Source organism: Adhaeribacter soli, assembly GCF_008727925.1.
Classification (GTDB): domain Bacteria; phylum Bacteroidota; class Bacteroidia; order Cytophagales; family Hymenobacteraceae; genus Adhaeribacter_A; species Adhaeribacter_A soli.
In genome coordinates this window covers 131,855-149,532 of the sequence record NZ_VTWT01000007.1, presented here as the reverse complement: position 1 = coordinate 149,532, position 17,678 = coordinate 131,855, and the positions used below count along the sequence as shown (strand labels likewise).

The following is a 17,678-nucleotide window of genomic DNA, read 5'->3' as shown; positions in this document are numbered from 1 at the left end:
GGAATTATTTTTTAGAGGAAGATTTTCACTAACATAATTATTCTTAAAATTGTACGGGCCGGGCTTGTCCCTGCCCCACATTAGCTGATCTATTCATTATCCGATTTTTCCTTCTTTCTGAATCAGGATTTACAGAATTAAAGAATTTGCAGAAATTGAAAATTTGCAGAATAAGACAATCCATTAGCTACACCAAACGGCAAAAAAAATCAATTCAGAGAGCCGGGTAGTTTTATCCGGCTTTTTCCTTTTCCGGCAAAAGCAGCTAAAATTTACTTCCCGCCAAAGCAACAATATCCCGGGTTTTTCCGGAAATTTGCTACCGATTTTAAAGCCCAATTCTCATCAAAACCGCTCCACAAACCCAACCTGTTGAAAATCCTGCTTCCGGCACGCCGGCCGTAGCCTGGTTTATTTTAATTCTCCTTTCCCTGATCTGGGGTACTTCGTTTATTCTGATCAAGAAAGGCCTGGAAGTTTTTACTGCCGATGAACTGGGCGCCTTGCGCATTACCCTGGCGTGTTTGTTCCTGCTGCCGTTCGCTCTTAAAAACCTGACCAAAATAAAGCAGCGCTACCTGATCTGGATTGCCTTCAGTGGGTTTATCGGCAACCTGATCCCGGCATTTCTTTTTGCTTATGCCGAAACGGAGCTGGCCAGCGGTCTGGCCGGGGTACTGAATTCGCTAACTGCTTTGTTTACTTTAATTATCGGGGCCATTTTCTTTCAGCAGCGGATTACGGGTTTACGCATTGCGGGTATTATTATCGGCATTGTGGGCACCGCGGTGCTTATTTTTTCGGGAGGAAGTCAGGAAACATCTTCCAATGCTTTGTATGGGATTCTGGTGGTAATTGCTACGGTTATGTACGGCGGCAGCCTGAACATTATCAAGCACAAACTGGCCGGCCTGAATGCGTTGGCGATGGCGAGTCTGGCACTTTTTTCGGTTGGACCGCTAGCGTTTGGGTACCTTTTCACGACTGAAGCCTTTACGAAACTGGCCCATACGCCGGGCTCCTGGGAGGCTTTGGGTTACATTGCGTTGCTGGCAGCGGCCAGTACGGCTATCGGTCTGGTGCTTTACAACAAGCTCATTCACATGACCACTACGCTTTTTGCCAGTTCTTCTACCTATTTAATGCCGATTGTAGCCTTGCTCTGGGGTGTGCTCGATGGCGAGGTGATTCACCTGTATCACTACGTGGGAATGGTTATTATTCTGATTGGGGTGTTTATTGTGAATCGGGCGAAGTAGCAAACAGGCTTACAGTTCAGGCTGAACTTTAAAACTTAAAGCAAGCCTGCTATCATGGAGCCTTCATTTTAGCTTTCACCTTTACAATCAAAAAGAACATTTAACTTCCTGCTCCGCATAACTCTGCCCAACAAAAACGCCTCTTTGTTAGAATAGCCTTAAGAAAGCTTGTTATTCATAAATTTATTTCAGTTGTTTAGGTTATAATACAAGGCGATTTGTATGATATTCGCGTATCTGCGCCTTGTAAGTATTTGTACACCCTACAACTCACGTCTATGAATAACTTCTGCATGGGCCGTCTTTTTTCAGCATTATGTATACTGCTCATAGCCGCTACTTCCTGCGAACAATCCAGAAGCGGCCCCACCGTAGTGGAAGGGCAGGTGGTAGAGCGCATCAGCGGAAAACCTGTACCCGATGCTTTCGTGCAACTATATCAGCCGGGTAAAACGTTTTCTTCGGGTTATTCCAAAGCAGGTGACCCTTACAGAACAGATGGCAACGGCAATTTTTCTTTTTCTTACGATGCCGAAACGGAGAGCTCTTATTTGTTAATGGGCCACTCGAATAAAGGGCATTATACCGACTGGCAGGAAGCGCCAAACTTAAGCAACGGCCGGAAAAACAAAGACGTTAAAGTAAAAGTGAATGCTCCGGCCTGGGTAAGAATTAAGCTAATTGATGAACTGCCTAAAAGCAAGGTGTGGCTGGCAATAGCTGGCTATGCAGGTCCAGTAGATAATTTGTCATTCCCTAAAGATACCATTTTCTACAGGTTTACAACTGCTGATTTTGCAAGGAGAGTCACCTGGGAAATCACAGATACACTAGCCATAAAGACTCTTCGTTACCAAGATTATTATGTGGCCGGAATGGATACTGTAACAGTAGAAATTAAATTTTAAACTTTTCCGAAATTCCTGCATTTCGGTTTACTTTTTCAGCTGGAATGCTACTGTTTTTCAGGTGGATTCAGCTTCGGCATCGCTGCCGCCTCTGAATCAGGTTTTTCCGGGGAATTAATAAACACATGCGGGAATCCGGAAAACTGCTGTTTTAATTTGTCAGTTCTCCGTAAACATTTTCCTATTAATATAGTTTAAGGTATATATAGCGGCAAAGTGCCCTGCTCTCACTTCTTAGCGCTGCTGCCGCCTTTTAGTCATTCTTGCTCAGCTTGCCTTACGATGTGTGGTATGAAATATCTGGCCCTTTTAAGCTGCCTGGTTGTGTTTTCTACGTCCGGATGCGCGTTTAAATCCCCTCCGGAAGATTATCAGGCGGCTAATCCGCCGGTGAAAGAACCTATTAAGCCCTTTTCTCCGCCGGAAACCGGAGGTACGGCGGCTTTGCTGGCAACTGCTGCCGGCACGTGGCAGGGGCAGCTTCCGTGCGCCGACTGCCCGGGAATTAATTACCGGCTTTCGCTGCAAAAAGACGGCACCTATGAAGAACGGTCGGAATACCAGGGTAAAACCGCTGCTCCTTTTGTGGCAAAAGGTAACTGGCAAATTGGCCCCGATTCGGTGGTACAGCTAACCAAAACTTCCGGGCATACCCAGTTTAAAATTGCCGGCAATACTCTGGTCATGCTCGATCAGAAAGGCCAGCAGATCTCCTCCGGATCAGCCGATAAATACGTTTTGCGCCGGGCTAACGGCAACGGGCTTCCGGCCTCACTGGAAGCAAAACGCCAGCAGGGCATTGACTTTGTTGCCAAGGGCAACGGCGGTGCCTGGAACCTGGAACTTAACCTGGATAAAAACATCGTGTTTGAAAGCGCCGGCGACCGCCTGAAGCTTAATGCCCCCGACCCGACCGAACAGAAAATGGCCGACAATAAGGGCTTTATTTATCGCGCCAAAACCGAAGCCGGTACCTTAACCGTGCGGTTGCTGAAGCAAACCTGCACCGACAAAGCTTCCGGACGAACCTTTCCTTACGGAGTGGAAGTTACGGCCAATGCCCAGAGCTATACCGGTTGCGGCCTGTTCCTGCAAGATGCCCGCCTGGTTGGCACCTGGCAACTGCAGCAACTGAACGGTAAAAATTTAAAGGCCTCCGATTTTACCAAAGGACTGCCAACCCTGGAATTACAACCTGAGTCGCAACAGGTTTCCGGAGTTAGCGGCTGTAACCGTTTTACCGGCTATGTCGAAATTAAAGGCGATAAAGTAGCTTTCGGTAATCTGGCGGGCACCAGAATGGCCTGCCCCGGAACCGCCATGCAAACAGAAACCGAGTACCTGGGCCTGCTTTCGGGCAAAACCCTGACTTATGAAATTGAACAGAACCGGCTTACCCTGAAAGACCAGGGAAAGCAATTGTTGGTGTATAAAAAAGCTGAATAAACTACTTCAGATTAACCCACAGGCCTGCCAATACTCCATGGCAGGCCTTTTTTATTTAATCCGGAATAAGGCAAGGCACAAATCAGAATATCCGCGCAGGTTTTATAGTTGGCATTTCGAAAGCCTGATTGTCTGAACACGATTTTAAGGATTGAAAAGACAGACAGGATTTTTATTTTAATAAAGGATTCACTCGGATTCAATCGAAAAGGCAACGCTCCATAAAGGTTAAATTACCGGTTCTTCTGTTCGCCGTTGTTGCGTGTTTTCACCAACAACCATGTTCAACCTGCTTATAGCCTAAAAAATAAAACTTTATAAAGCACCGGGCATGCTCAGAAAAGGAAAAATGCTGTAGAAAGCCCGGTGAAAGTTTCGAAACCTAACTGAGCCTAAAGCAGCAGTTTCTATTCCCTCTCAATTTCTATTTCTCTCCTTACTTCCCAAGACCGCAACAACTCTTTCGGCGAAGAATCCTATCTATCCTTTAATCCTGAAAACCCTAATTCAGACAATTAAAGTTTACGTAATGCCTGATTATAACATCGATGCAAATTTAATTTAATAACTTGCGGTTGGATCAGACCAGACAAGATATATTTCTGAAACGACTTTACTTTTTATGAAGAAACTAATACCATTTTTAGGCCTGCTTTTCCTTACAGCTTGCGATAAAAAAGAAGAAGAGGTAACCGTACAGACCAGCGGCCCGGATGTGCCTTTAGTAACTGGTTTTGAGTATCGTGATGAATTAGGCACTCCTGTATTGCATGTGGGTCTCCCCAATATTAAAATTCAGGAATCAAACATCTCTCTAACCTGTTACCCAAACCCAACCCAAGACCGGCTTAACATCATCCTTGGCTACTCCTACTCCACACCTGTAGATTCTAATGCGGTTAAGCATATTTGGATTACGGCTGCCCGGATCGATGCAACGCAGCCGCAGCTTAATTTTGCCGGAAGTTACACGCCGGCTACTAGCGGACAGCCACTTATTGAATACAAAAACCTCCCTCCTCATACCAATAATATCAAGGCTGATCTTTCAGCCCTGCCTGCCGGCGCATACCGGGTATATGCCCAGATTGGTAATGTTTTGCTTTGGGACAATATCCACTTACAAAAATAACCACCCCTTACTGGTATCTACCATTTTCAGCCAACGGTTTGTATGGCGCCGGCAGCATTAGCAGCGGGCGCTTTTTTATTTGAATTCTTCCACAAATCAATACAGTTCGAATACCGGTTCTAAGATTTGAAGCCCGGAAAAAGTAACTTTGCAAAAACGATATTCCCGCTGCATGCAAACCCAAACCGAGATCCTTTCCAAAGCCCGCGAATTTGTGAAACAGGAATTAGCAACCGATAGCAGCGGTCACGACTGGTGGCACATTTACCGGGTAACCAGCACCGCCATAAAATTAGCCCAAGCAGAAAACGCCGATGCTTTTGTCTGTGAACTGGCCGCCCTGCTCCACGACATTGCCGACGAAAAACTAAACGAAAGCAAAACGGCCGGAATGCAGAAGGTAAAAACCTGGCTGCAGGAAAATGCGGTTGCAGAAACGGCTGTAGAGCACATTCTGGAGATCATCGGCACGATGTCGTTCAATGGCGGGAACAACAAGCCTATGCAGACTCTGGAAGGCAGGATTGTGCAGGATGCCGACCGGCTCGATGCCCTGGGTGCGATCGGTATAGGCCGCACCTTTGCTTACGCCGGCTGGAAAGGCCACCTGATGCACAACCCGGAACTTGCCGTCAGAGAAAATATGACATCGGAGGAATACCGAAACAGCGGCGGCACGGCCATTAACCATTTCTACGAAAAGCTCCTGAAACTGAAAAACCTGATGAATACCGCGCACGGCAGGAAACTGGCTGAAGAACGCCATGCCTTCATGGAAACGTTCCTGAACCAGTTCTACCAGGAATGGGAAGCGGAGGTTTAGGTTGACATCTTTACTAACTGAGGTTACACAACCAAACAAAACATGTCGCAAGTTTAGCGCCAGCGTAACTTGTAACTTTTTTCTATTAGAAGCTATCTCAAAAATGGTTGTCATGTTGAGCGATAGCGAAACAACTCGTCGGCTACTGGTAAAACGTTAAATTGGGATTTGGTACTGAGAGCCAATAAGGTCCCCAGACTTGTCGCAAGTTTAGCGAAGCGTAACTTGTGACTCTTTTTCAATTAGCCAGTTTGTAACTGGCGGAAGTATCTGATCAAATATTTCAGTATTCATAGCAGGCGTTTATTGCCTTGCAGGCAAGGTCAGTTACAAACTGACCAAATGGTTACCTACAAGTTACGGCTTCGCCTAAACTTGCAGGATGTCGAATCTAATAAAAGCAGCGGCAGAAAATTAAAGTCAGGGAATACTATTCGGCCTCCGGCAGGGTTACCAGCTTTTCTGAACTTTCGGTTTGGTTCCCGCCTTTCAGCCAGCTTATCCGGACCAGGATCTGCCGGATTCCTTGCTGTTGCCAGTCGCTGATAAGCAGTTTGTTCTGATTGCTTTCTTTTTTCTTCCGGATAAACCGGGCTTTGCGCAACACCCGTCCGGAAGCAGGATCGGTTACCAGCACGGCAATATCGGCTCCGTTTGGGTATTTATCTAAGGGAAGGTTAAGCCAGACCGGCGACTGGGCCGTTAGTTTGCGCCAGCTTCGCCATTCCTGCAAAACCATTACCGGCGCCTCTGCCCCATCGGCTACCACCTGGTAAAAGTAATTTCCCGGCATTGGCAAGGTATCGATAAACGTGTAATCGGGGAACAAAGCGCCATAACTATCGCGGATCGCCGGCACGGTTGCCACTTCGGTAGTTTTAAAAGCTTTGGCTTCGCGGCGCATAATGCTGAAACGCTGTGCTTTTACCGTATCCAGCAGGTGCCAGTTCAGGGTACAAACTTTAGAAGAAGGCAACCCGGAAGGAATGGGAAGCGTGGTAAAAGCCGGCAAGCCTCTGGGCTCCCGGCTTACCTGTAGCACAAACCAGCACTGGTCGTGCAGGTAACCGTCTATGTTCAGCAAATACGGCTTTCCGGCCTGCAGATTTTCCAGAGTAACAAATACATCGTCCTGGGTGCCCAGGGAAGTACAGGAAATGATTTGGTAGCTTTCCACTTCGCAGGGCTTGCCGGTAAGTACAACCAACTGTACGCCCCGGGTGTCACGGCACTGCTGCCCGTTTATGTTTACAAAATACTGCCCGGGGGCCGGCGGCGTAAATTCAAACCATTGGTCGTTGTGGTATTCCACGCATTTACCGGTGAGTTTTTCATCTACGCAGGTTCTTTGCACGGTACAGTTTACGGTGCTCGAAGGCCAGCTTTGTTCCGGCTTCAGTTTCAGGCGCTGCTCAATATTATCGTTGGCAACCTGGGCAAAAACCGTAGGCGTAGCGGCAAAAAAAGTAAGGGCCGCCACTAAGTATCTAAAAAATCCGCTCCGAAAAATGTTTGCTTCAGGTTTACTAACCGGCATTACGCAAATATGTAAAAAGTCCCCCTTTGGAGAGCCTGTCCCGAACCTGTTTCGGGAGGGTAGGGGGAGGATTTTCACTTTATTTGATCTTGTTTAAAATTCAGATAATTCTCCTATCCTCCCCAGCCCCCTCCAAAGGGGGACAAAAAACTCTTGCCGAACGTCAGTTACAAAGGAACAAACCTGCAAGGAGTTGAACAGGAACACCCGGCTTTTGCTTTCAATTTCCCCAGACGATTTCAATATCTTCAGCCTACGCGTTTGACTGGTTCAGCCTGCTGTGCTTGCGGCCATAGAGGAAATATACCACGAGCCCGAGCAACAGCCAGATCAGAAACCGCGCCCAGTTCGTAATGCCCAGCTCCGTCATCAGGTAAAGGTTCGTTACCAGGCCCAACACCGGAATAAGGGAAAGATTGTATTTAAAGGTATAATACACCAGTGCAAGGCAAACCAGCATAAACCCGATCATGGGGAGCTTATGTTGCGTTACTTCCCAGCCGCCGCTGAAATCGAAGAAACTGGCAGTTATCAGTTCCCAGGAAGAAGCAGCACTTCGGGTGGCTTCCGGCAGATCGAAATACCGGTATAAATAAATGGCCAGCATCACCAACGCCAGAATTAGCGGAAATAAAAAGCGGCCGCTTACATACGGCACTTTAAATCCTGCCCGCTCCCGGTGGGCCGGATCGCGGTCCAGGATCAGGATACCGGCACAAACCAGCACAAAAGCGAATAGCGTTCCGATACTCGTCAGATCGGTTACTTCGGTCAGGTTCATGAAAAGAGCCGGTACGGCTACCACAAAACCGGCCACGATGGTAGCAAAAGAAGGCGTATGGTATTTCGGGTGAATCCGGGAAAAGACCTTTGGCAGCAGGCCATCGCGGCTCATGCTCATCCAGATACGGGGCTGGCCCAATTGAAAAACCAGCAACACACCCGCCATGGCAATAACCGCACTTACCGAAATAATACCGGCCATAAAGCCAAGGTCCAGGCGGTCGAATACATATGCCAGCGGATCGCCGACCGCCAGTTCTTTATACGATACCATGCCCGTTAAAACCAAGGCTATAGTTACGTACAGCATCGTACAGATGATCAGTGCATAGATCATGGACCGGGGCAGGTCACGTTGCGGGTTTTTAGCTTCTTCGGCGGTAGTAGAAATAGCATCGAAACCGATATAGGCAAAGAAAACGGCCGATACGCCTTTCAGAATGCCTTCCACACCGTTTGGCGCGAAAGGGCTCCAGTTTTCTGGCCGAACGTAAAAAGCGCCGACCGCAATTACCAGCAGAATCACGATCAATTTCAGCAACACCAGCAGGTTAGCCGTTTGCTTCGATTCTTTAATCCCTCTGTAAACCAGGTACGTAATCAGCACCGTGATCAGGAGCGCCGGAAGATCGGCTACCAGGTGCAAAGGCCCCAGGACCGGCGCTGTTGCCCAGGCTTCATAAGCGGCCGCCAACCGGGCCGGAATATCCTGCATGGGCGTTCCGGAGGCCAGCATTGCGGAAACTTCTGAATGCCCCCGCATGGCGCTCAGAAAATCCATGGTCATGTAAGCAGGCACGTGCAACCCAACCCCTTCCAGCAACGACGTAAAATAATCGGACCAGGAAATAGCTACGGCAATGTTGCCGATGGCATATTCCATGAGCAGATCCCAGCCGATGATCCAGGCAACCAATTCGCCGAAGGAGGCATACGCATAGGTATAGGCGCTGCCGGACACCGGAATAGTGGAAGCAAACTGGGCGTAGCACATGGCTGAAAAAGCACAGGCAATAGCCGTAAAAATAAAAAGCAATGAAACCGCCGGCCCGCCCGCGGCACTCGCATTCCCGATGGTACTAAAAATACCGGCCCCGATAATGGCCGCAATGCCAAGCGCGGTTAAATCACGAAGGGTAAGGCTACGTTCCAGTTTCAGGCCGCCATACAGGTGGTCTTCCGAGTGGGGCTCCCCCATCAGCTGTTCAATGTTTTTCTTGCGGAAAAGTGATCTGAAGGTCATTGCTCCTAATTTAGGCTCAAAAGATAAGGAAATATTGAAAAACTCCGCCTAATTAGTTGTTGGAGCATGTTTAAAATCTATTTTTCTCATCTGTAAAAACGAAATTCAAACCCGCTCTTAAAGAAAATAGTTACGGCCGCTAAAACCCTATGCTTTCAACCTAAAAAAGTAAAAGCCGGCATTCCGGTTCAGCGCGGCAGCATGATCCGGAACATCGTCCCCTTGCCTACTTCGCTCCATTTCACGAACAATTTGCCTTTGTGGTAATTTTCGATGATGCGCCTGGCCAGCGCCAATCCCAGGCCCCAGCCGCGTTTTTTAGTAGTATAACCCGGCAGAAAAACGTCGTTCAGTTTGCCTTTCGGAATGCCTTTGCCCGTATCGCGGATGTCTACGGCAATAAAATTCTTTCCTGCCAGACTCAGCCGCACATCGATGCTGCCCTTGCCTTCCATGGCATCGATGGCGTTTTTGCAGATATTTTCCACCACCCATTCGTACAGCGGAATATTCACTTTGGCCGGCATATGCGAAGGAAAATCGGCCTGAATGGTAAAGCGCACTTTTTTCGAAACCCGGCCTTCCAGGTAAGAAATGGCATTTTCGGTTACCTTCAGAATGTTCTCGTCTTTTAAGACCGGCACCGAACCAATGTTGGAGAAACGCTCGGTAATAATTTCCAGGCGCCGCACGTCTTTGCCCAATTCTTCCACAATCGGCTCGTTCTCGAATTTTGGCGTGTATTTCAGGTATTCGTACCAGGCCATTAAGCTGGAAAGCGGGGTACCCAACTGGTGGGCAGTTTCCTTGGCCAAGCCCACCCAAACGCGGTTCTGTTCGGCCTTGCGGGAATAACTGAAAGCAAAATAAGCCATTAAGGCAAAGCAGGCAATAACGGTAAGCTGCACGTAAGGGTAATACCGCAACTGGGTAAGCAGCTTAGAATCTTTGTAAAAAATGTAATTCTTGAAGCCTTCGCCGAACTCCACTACAATGGGCTGGTGCTGGGCCTTCATTTCGGCAATTTCTTCGCGCAGCAGCCTGGCCTTCTTTTCTTCCGAAATTTCTTCCGGCAGTTTGAAGTTCTTGTAATCCATCACGTTCTCGTCGCCGTCCGTCAGAATAACGGGTACCGATTTATTGGCTTCAATAATTTCCTCCTGAATGAAAACCGTATTGTCGTCCGATTCGGAACTTACCATGAAACGAAGCCCTTTGGCATAAATATCGATGAGCTGCTGTTCGCGTTCGGCCAGTTTTTGCACCAGGATATTGGTGTACACCACCGTTCCGGCCCCGATGAGGAGGGCCACTATTACAATAATGAGTTTTATGCGGTTTTTTTGAGTGTAAATTGCAGAAATCATATTTAAAAGCCGAAGCGGCGGAACGCGGCACTTAATCAACGGAAAAAAATCCTGAATGTGCAATTTTCCGGCGGAAATTTTGTTCTACTTCCGGGGATGTCATCCGCTTCCGCATAATTTATAAACGTTCTAAATAAGAACCGAAAAGCGGTGCGGCTTTATTATTAGGTAATATAGCCGTAATTTTGCGCCCTGGTTACGAGTAATTTACTATGCTTCATAATTTTAAAGCAGTTAGTCTTTCCCATAAAAAAGCGCCGCTGGCCATCCGCGAACTTATTGCTTTAGACGAAAACGCCTGCAAGCAGTTCATGCAGCTGGTGCAAAATTGTATTCAAACCACTGATGTACTGATACTTTCTACATGCAACCGCACGGAAGTATATTACAGTGCCGACGAGGATTGCAGCACCGAGATCGTTAAGCTCCTCGGCATTGCCAAAGGCCTTGGAAACATCAGCCAGTATTTCGATTTTTTCACCATTCTGAATAACCAGCAGGACGCCGTTCAGCACTTATTCGACGTGGCCATGGGCCTGGAAGCCCAGGTGATCGGCGACATGCAGATCTCGAACCAGGTAAAAACCGCTTACCAGTGGTCGGCCGACAACAACGCTGCCGGACCGTTCCTGCACCGCCTGATGCACGCCATTTTCTTCACCAACAAGCGCGTGGTACAGGAAACCTCTTTCCGCGATGGCGCCGCCTCTACTTCTTACGCCACCGTAGAGCTGGTAGAAGAACTTACTGCCGATATCGATAACCCGAAAATTTTAGTAGTTGGCTTAGGTGAAATCGGCGCGGATGTTTGCCGTAACTTAGCCGCTTCTTCTTTCGCCAAAAATACTACCATTACCAACCGCACGTTGGCCAAAGCCCAGATCCTGGCCGAGGAATGCGACCTGAAGGTGATTCCTTTTGAGGAACTGGTACCGGCCATGAAAGAAGCCGATGTGATCATCTCTTCCATCGCTACTGATTCGCCGTTCTTCACGACCGAAATGATCAAGCGGCTGGACGTACTTTCCTTTAAGTTCTTCATCGACCTTTCGGTGCCACGGAGCGTAGAAGCCGAGGCCGAAAAAGTACCGGGCGTGCTGGTTTACAACATCGACACCATTCAGAACAAAGCCACTGCCGCCCTGCAGCAGCGCATCGATTCCATTCCGAAAGTAAAAGAGATTATTGCCGAATCCATTGAAAGCTTTAACGACTGGACGAAGGAAATGGTGGTATCGCCTACCATTCACAAGCTGAAGAACGCGCTGGAAACGATCCGCCAGGAAGAGATGGCGCGTTACCTGAAGAAAATGGGGCCGGACGAATTGAAGCGCATGGACGACCTCACCAAATCCATTATGCAGAAGATCATTAAGTTACCGGTACTGCAACTGAAAGCTGCCTGCAAACGCGGTGAAGCCGAAACCCTGATCGACGTACTGAACGATCTTTTCGACCTGGAAAAACAACCGGAAGAAATCATTCAGCATTAGGAAACGGTAGCATTACACGTTAAAAACTAAAAAGAGTAAAGCCACGCCTGCAGCGTGGCTTTTTTTATTGCTTTTGTCCGCTTAAATAAACCTGTAAGACGATATTAGAATAACAAGAATTTAATATATATAAATATTCGAAAATTTGATTTATGTTTGGCCTTTGTATGCACTCCCGCTTCCCGGTTTTAGGGAAAAGAAAGCGCAAATGAGTAAGTGGAGCCCAGAACCCACTTAAATAAACGGGGCGAAACCGAAAAGCCAAATGAGTAGGAGCTTAAATTTTCATCTTTTATGTTAAAAAAAGTTAAAACGTTAGCCTTAGGTTTAGTAGCTGCTGCCATGATGACCAGCTGTGCAATCACGCTTCCTGTTAACGCAACCAGCAACCCAATCGGAAACAAAGTAGGCAATGCAAAAGCTACCGGCTTTTTAGGGATCTTATTTTTCGATGCCGATGCCAGTATCCGTTCAGCTGCTAAAAATGGCGGTATTACCCGCGTTTCTACCGTAGATATTAAACACACCAGCATCCTGGGCCTGATCGTTACTTACGAAACAATTGTAACCGGCGAATAAGCCATTCCTATAATGGGGATAACTATCAGCTGATAGTTATCCCCATTATTTTTAGCAGTATTGATTACAACTAATGCAGAAGTTTTTCATTTCCCTGGTTCTTTTAGTAGTCTTTCTTTCTTCATGTTCCAATGAAAACATTTCCGAATTATCTATTTTCAACAACCTTGCCTTCAGATTACACAGCAAAGAAAAGGTAATGCCCCTTGAAGCGGCTTCGGAGAAAAAATACCGCACATACTTTAACCACCATTCGCAGACTCAGATTCCTTTATTAAAGCACGTTAAACATCAGGATTACGAGATATTTATTGGCATTCCTTATAATACTACCCTGGAGCGGCTTAAAAAGAGCAGGGCTGAAGCCGATCCCAAAGACTTTTCCTGCGCCCCAAACTATTGCTTAAAACACTACCAGCGGGATAGTTTGACTATTACCGAGTATATTTACCGCACCTCCGATCAATCACTTATTTTTATTGCAGCACTTACTTCTTCCCAACGCCTCTCAGACAGCTTGTTTAATGCTTTAGCTATGGAGAGAAGATTATTTACAAAGGGAAAATAATACAACAGAAATCCTTGAAACCATTTACCTTACTACCCGGTTTATTTTTTATCTTATTGCTGGTATTCACCAGTTGTACAGGAATTAAACCCGGCTCCACGGGCTCAGGCAAAAACCTATATGAAACCTTTTATGTCGGGAACGAGGGCACCCAGTATTTTATTAAGCCGCTTCTTTTTGCAGGAAATAATACGAATGAATTAAAGCTCGATATTACTTTTCGCCATAAAACAGAGGTTTCCAGCATGAGTACGCTTAATTTTACAGTTATTAACGATGTTTTGCTTAAAAGCCTGGACAGCTTAACCATTTCTAATGGCCAACATCTTACTTCTTCTAAAAATATTGTTCTGCTTTTTTCGGAAAGAGCAAAAGCCGGTTTCTCTTCCCGATTCTCAGCCAATATCCCCTCAAACGAACTCCAAAAGCTATTTAATGCTCCTAACTGGAAAGTTATCTTATACCAGGGCAACAGTAAGTTTGAATTTACCCCTACAAACGCCACTCATAAAAAGATAAACCGGTTGAACTACAATATTTTCAGCATACTATAGAATACCCGAAATGCTGAAAACAAGAAAAGGAAGGCTTACGGGCCTTCCTTTTTTGCTCTGAATCTAAAAGTATAAACACTAAATATCGGTACAGCACTCTTCAAGGCAATCGATCACGTCGATCAGCTTGGGAATAGATAAGGAATAATAAATTTTGGTGCCTACCTTAAAGGAGGAAAGCACCCCTTTGTCTTTGAGGGTAATTAAGTGTTGGGAGGCAATCGCCTGGGGCAAATCAAGATATTTATAAATTTCGGTCACCGTCATTTTATCTTCTTTACCCAAAAGGTCTACAATTGCCAGCCGCTTGGGGTGGGCCAATACCTTAAGCATGGCGGCGGCTTTATCAATTTTCTTAGATTCCACTCTGGATAATAACGTTCTCATAACTTAAAAAAATTAAAACAGTTTCTTTTTCATTGCACTTACCACGTTAAACGTCACAAAATCAGGTACCGTTCCCGAGGCGATGTGCGATTCATAAATAAACTGCTATATTTAAGTTATGAACACATTTCACGTAATCGGGCTTATGTCGGGCACCTCGCTGGATGGAGTCGACTTAGCATACTGTAGTTTTACGTTAGATAAAGGCAATTGGATATATAAAATATTAAATACAACTACCGTTGAATATAATTCTGATTGGATTATTCAATTATCGGCCTTAAACCAAGCCTCCGCCCCCAATTTTGTGGCCGCCGATCATGCCTACGGAAGCTACTTAGGACAATTGGTCCGGAATTTTGTGCAAAAAGATAACCTCCGGCCGGATTTCGTTTCTTCCCACGGCCATACCATTTTCCACCAGCCGGGCCAGCATATTTCCTGGCAACTGGGCCACGGCGCCTATATTGCCGCCGCCGCCAATTTGCCCGTAGTATGCGATTTCCGGACCTTAGACATTGCTTTAGGCGGTCAGGGAGCCCCTTTGGTACCCATCGGCGACAAACTGCTTTTCCACGATTATGACTTTTGCCTGAACCTGGGCGGTATTGCCAATATTTCCTTCGAACAGCAGAGCCGGCGCATTGCCTACGATATTTCAGCCTGCAACATGCTGCTGAACGCTCTGGCCAACGAACTGCAGCTTTCTTACGACCAAAACGGAGAGATTGCCCGGAGCGGAAACTTTAACGAAACCCTGTTTCAGGAATTAAACGCCCCCGAATACTTTTCCGCCAACTTCCCGAAATCCTTAGGCAAGGAATGGGTAGATGCGCATAGCCTGAAAACGCTGCAAGCTTCCCCCCTTTCCATTCCGGATAAACTACATACCGCCTGCCACCACATTGCTTTCCAGATCTCGGAAAGCCTGAAAACGGTAGGAAAAGCGAATAAAAACCTCAAAATGCTGGTTACCGGCGGCGGCGCGTTCAATACCTTCCTGGTAGAACTGATCCGGCAGTATGCGGGTGAAAGCATGGAGGTTGCAGTACCCGAGCCAGAGCTGGTAAGTTTTAAAGAGGCGCTTATTTTTGCATTTCTAGGCGTTCTGCGCTGGCGAAACGAAATAAATTGCCTGAGCAGCGTTACCGGTGCATCGAAGGATAATGTGGGAGGCGCAATATTTCTGGCCTGAGTCAAGGAAAGTTCATCAGTTCATCGGACAAGCCTGAAGACCATTAAAAGTTAGGCATCAGCAATTATGAAGCAATTATATTTCGTTCTTATCTTCTTTTTCACGCTGAATTCTTGCAACAAAAATGCGACAACACCAGACATTCTTATTTCCGGATTAAACAAAATAGAGCAATCGCGCTATGAAGAATCGGTTAAAATAGTCGATTTAGCAATTCGCAACTCTAGTACAGACACTTTGTATATCGAGGTGCTTGAAAAAGTATATGTTGCTATTAGAGATAAAATAGACCCAGCCCAAAACGCTACTCTTGTCATTCCGCAGGCATATAAAGAAGAATTAAATGCAATTGTATCCCAAATGCCTCCTGCAGTTTTATTCACAGATAGTGCTGCAAATTTAGATGAGTACTATATAAAGCATCTTTTAGCAAATAAAAATCTTCTTAGCAAAGAACTGGGTGGCAGACATTATTGGATAGTTAGTCCTTCGAGCAGCATTACAATTAAATTAATTCTTTATTTTCAAATACACGAACTCGCTGAGATAAATTCAGAAAAACTTCATCAGGAAACCATCCCGTTAAATATAGCTTTAAAAGTAAAGTATTATAAAGGAGATTCTCAAGAAAGCCATACGAAAAATTTGGCTTACAAAGGCACATCAAGCCAATTTATCAAATTAATTGAGGGGACCTGATAAAAAACCAAATTCAGCAATTTACTTCCTCAACCACTTAATGAATTCTTATCTTTGCCCGCAGAACTAATTACCTGTGAAATAAATGAAAGAATTACTTGCCCGATTTGAGAACAAACGTCCGGAGATCGTTTTTGAGTGGAAAGATGCCGAAACCGAAGCCGAAGGCTGGGTAGTTATTAACTCCCTGCGCGGTGGGGCAGCCGGCGGCGGAACCCGCATGCGCAAAGGTCTCGATAAACGTGAGGTGGAAAGCCTGGCAAAAACCATGGAAGTGAAATTCACGGTTTCAGGCCCGGCCATTGGCGGCGCCAAATCCGGCATCAACTTCGATCCGGCCGATCCGCGCAAACGGGGCGTGCTTGAGCGTTGGTACAAAGCTGTTTTCCCGCTGCTGAAAAACTATTACGGCACCGGCGGCGACCTGAACGTGGATGAAATTCACGAAGTAATTCCGATTACTGAAGATTATGGCCTGTGGCACCCACAAGAGGGCGTGGTAAACGGACATTTCAATGCCACCGAACCTCAGAAAATAAACAAAGTGGGCCAGTTGCGCCAGGGCGTTATCAAGGTTATTGAAGACGCCAAATTTACCCCTTCCATTTCCCGCAAATACACCGTGGCTGACATGATCACGGGTTACGGGGTGGCCGAAGCAGTGCGTCATTACTACAGCATCTGGGGTGGCGAATTTAAAGGCAAGCGAGCAATTATCCAAGGCTGGGGCAACGTTGGTGCGGCTGCAGCTTACTATCTGGCTTCCGAAGGCGCGAAAATTGTAGGCATTATAGACCGCAACGGCGGCTTGCTGAACCCGGAAGGTTTTTCCTTTGAAGAGGTTAAAGAATTGTTCCTGAATCGCCAGGGGAATACCCTTTTTGCCCCGAACATGCTATCGTTTGCCGAAATAAACGAGCAGATCTGGAAAACCGGTGCGGAGATCTTTATTCCGGCGGCGGCTTCAAGATTGGTTACCAAAGAGCAGGTACAAAGCATGATGAACAACGGTCTGGAAGTAATTTCGTGCGGCGCGAACGTACCGTTCCAGGATCCGGAGATCTTCTTTGGCCCAACCGGCGAATTTGCTGACCAAAACGTTTCTGTAGTTCCGGATTTCATTGCGAACTGCGGCATGGCCCGGGTTTTTGCTTACTTAATGGGCGACAATGTGGAAATTACGGATGAAGCCATTTTCACCGATATTTCCACCATTATCGGCAACGCGCTGAAGAAGACCTATGCTCAGAAGAGCAACAAAACTGAAATTGCTAAAACTTCCTTCGAGATTGCGTTAAGCCAGTTGTTGTAACGAAGTTGTCATCCCGAGCGAAGCCGAGGGAGCTTATGAGGCTGCATTTCGATATTGGCTTTATAAGTTTCCTCGACGTTGCTCGGAATGACGCAAATAAATTTAAAGTCCTCCTTTGGAGACAGGTCCGTTTCATTCTAAACTAAAGCAGCTTTTTCGGATATTTTTATCCGAAAACATCCTGCGGGGGATCTATTGATCCCCGGATTGTGGCCTGCAAATGGTCCACGCGGGTTAATAAACCCGCAACAGGATGCTTCCGGATCGATAGATCCGAAAGAGCAAACTTCCTTTTGAGGCTGTCGCCTCACTGAAGTTGAAAACTTCAGGTTATATATAGGTCAAAGTTATAAACTTAGACCAGCGCTTTTAAAATGAAACATCCCTGCCTTT

The 17,678-nt window shown here is 46.5% G+C and carries 16 protein-coding genes; 12 read left to right on the top strand and 4 right to left on the bottom strand.

Annotated features, from left to right (window positions below; genetic code table 11):
• The first annotated feature begins 338 nt into the window (after positions 1-338).
• From F0P94_RS13620 to F0P94_RS13600, 5 genes are all read left to right on the top strand, one after another.
• Positions 339-1,259, top strand: coding sequence for a DMT family transporter (locus F0P94_RS13620; RefSeq protein ID WP_394349685.1), 921 nt, complete (start codon positions 339-341; stop codon positions 1,257-1,259).
• Positions 1,260-1,537: 278 nt separating this feature from the next.
• Positions 1,538-2,167 (top strand): peptidase associated/transthyretin-like domain-containing protein, encoded by a 630-nt coding sequence (locus F0P94_RS13615; protein ID WP_150904441.1) that lies wholly within the window; start codon positions 1,538-1,540, stop codon positions 2,165-2,167.
• A gap of 291 nt (positions 2,168-2,458) precedes the next feature.
• Positions 2,459-3,613: an META domain-containing protein gene (locus F0P94_RS13610; protein WP_191907044.1), complete on the top strand. Its 1,155-nt coding sequence runs from the start codon at positions 2,459-2,461 to the stop codon at positions 3,611-3,613.
• A 622-nt stretch (positions 3,614-4,235) separates the two neighbouring features.
• Positions 4,236-4,745, top strand: coding sequence for a hypothetical protein (locus F0P94_RS13605; RefSeq protein ID WP_150904439.1), 510 nt, complete (start codon positions 4,236-4,238; stop codon positions 4,743-4,745).
• 172 nt (positions 4,746-4,917) lie between these two features.
• Positions 4,918-5,568, top strand: coding sequence for an HD domain-containing protein (locus tag F0P94_RS13600; protein WP_150904438.1), 651 nt, complete (start codon positions 4,918-4,920; stop codon positions 5,566-5,568).
• A gap of 430 nt (positions 5,569-5,998) precedes the next feature.
• Here the strand turns inward: F0P94_RS13600 and F0P94_RS13595 are convergent, their stop codons facing one another.
• The 3 genes from F0P94_RS13595 to F0P94_RS13585 form a co-directional block, all read right to left on the bottom strand.
• Positions 5,999-7,048: a hypothetical protein gene (locus F0P94_RS13595; RefSeq protein WP_150904437.1), complete on the bottom strand. Its 1,050-nt coding sequence runs from the start codon at positions 7,046-7,048 to the stop codon at positions 5,999-6,001.
• 310 nt (positions 7,049-7,358) lie between these two features.
• Positions 7,359-9,131, bottom strand: a complete 1,773-nt coding sequence (locus F0P94_RS13590; protein WP_150904436.1) for an amino acid permease — start codon at positions 9,129-9,131, stop codon at positions 7,359-7,361.
• 188 nt (positions 9,132-9,319) lie between these two features.
• On the bottom strand, positions 9,320-10,498 hold the full coding sequence (locus tag F0P94_RS13585; RefSeq protein ID WP_191907043.1) for a sensor histidine kinase: 1,179 nt from the start codon (positions 10,496-10,498) through the stop codon (positions 9,320-9,322).
• Between the two features lie 212 nt (positions 10,499-10,710).
• Here F0P94_RS13585 and hemA point away from each other — a divergent pair, with 212 nt between their 5' ends.
• The 4 genes from hemA (at position 10,711) to F0P94_RS13565 (ending at position 13,692) form a co-directional block, all read left to right on the top strand.
• Complete coding sequence (gene hemA / locus F0P94_RS13580) at positions 10,711-11,991, top strand: glutamyl-tRNA reductase (protein WP_150904435.1); 1,281 nt, start codon at positions 10,711-10,713, stop codon at positions 11,989-11,991.
• Positions 11,992-12,285: 294 nt separating this feature from the next.
• Complete coding sequence (locus tag F0P94_RS13575) at positions 12,286-12,570, top strand: TRL-like family protein (protein ID WP_150904434.1); 285 nt, start codon at positions 12,286-12,288, stop codon at positions 12,568-12,570.
• A 73-nt stretch (positions 12,571-12,643) separates the two neighbouring features.
• Positions 12,644-13,138, top strand: a complete 495-nt coding sequence (locus F0P94_RS13570; RefSeq protein ID WP_150904433.1) for a hypothetical protein — start codon at positions 12,644-12,646, stop codon at positions 13,136-13,138.
• A 245-nt stretch (positions 13,139-13,383) separates the two neighbouring features.
• Positions 13,384-13,692, top strand: a complete 309-nt coding sequence (locus F0P94_RS13565) for a hypothetical protein (RefSeq protein ID WP_150904432.1) — start codon at positions 13,384-13,386, stop codon at positions 13,690-13,692.
• A 78-nt stretch (positions 13,693-13,770) separates the two neighbouring features.
• Here F0P94_RS13565 and F0P94_RS13560 read toward each other — a convergent pair whose 3' ends face one another.
• Positions 13,771-14,079: an ArsR/SmtB family transcription factor gene (locus F0P94_RS13560; RefSeq protein WP_150904431.1), complete on the bottom strand. Its 309-nt coding sequence runs from the start codon at positions 14,077-14,079 to the stop codon at positions 13,771-13,773.
• 118 nt (positions 14,080-14,197) lie between these two features.
• Between F0P94_RS13560 and F0P94_RS13555 the strand changes: the two genes are divergently transcribed.
• The 3 genes from F0P94_RS13555 (at position 14,198) to F0P94_RS13545 (ending at position 17,285) form a co-directional block, all read left to right on the top strand.
• Entirely contained in the window at positions 14,198-15,274 is a 1,077-nt protein-coding gene (locus F0P94_RS13555) for an anhydro-N-acetylmuramic acid kinase (protein ID WP_150904430.1), read from the top strand.
• Between the two features lie 66 nt (positions 15,275-15,340).
• The gene (locus F0P94_RS13550) at positions 15,341-15,973 is read left to right on the top strand and encodes a hypothetical protein (RefSeq protein ID WP_150904429.1); all 633 of its coding nucleotides are present in this window, start codon (positions 15,341-15,343) and stop codon (positions 15,971-15,973) included.
• Between the two features lie 85 nt (positions 15,974-16,058).
• Positions 16,059-17,285 (top strand): Glu/Leu/Phe/Val dehydrogenase dimerization domain-containing protein, encoded by a 1,227-nt coding sequence (locus F0P94_RS13545; RefSeq protein WP_150904428.1) that lies wholly within the window; start codon positions 16,059-16,061, stop codon positions 17,283-17,285.
• Positions 17,286-17,678: the final 393 nt, after the last annotated feature.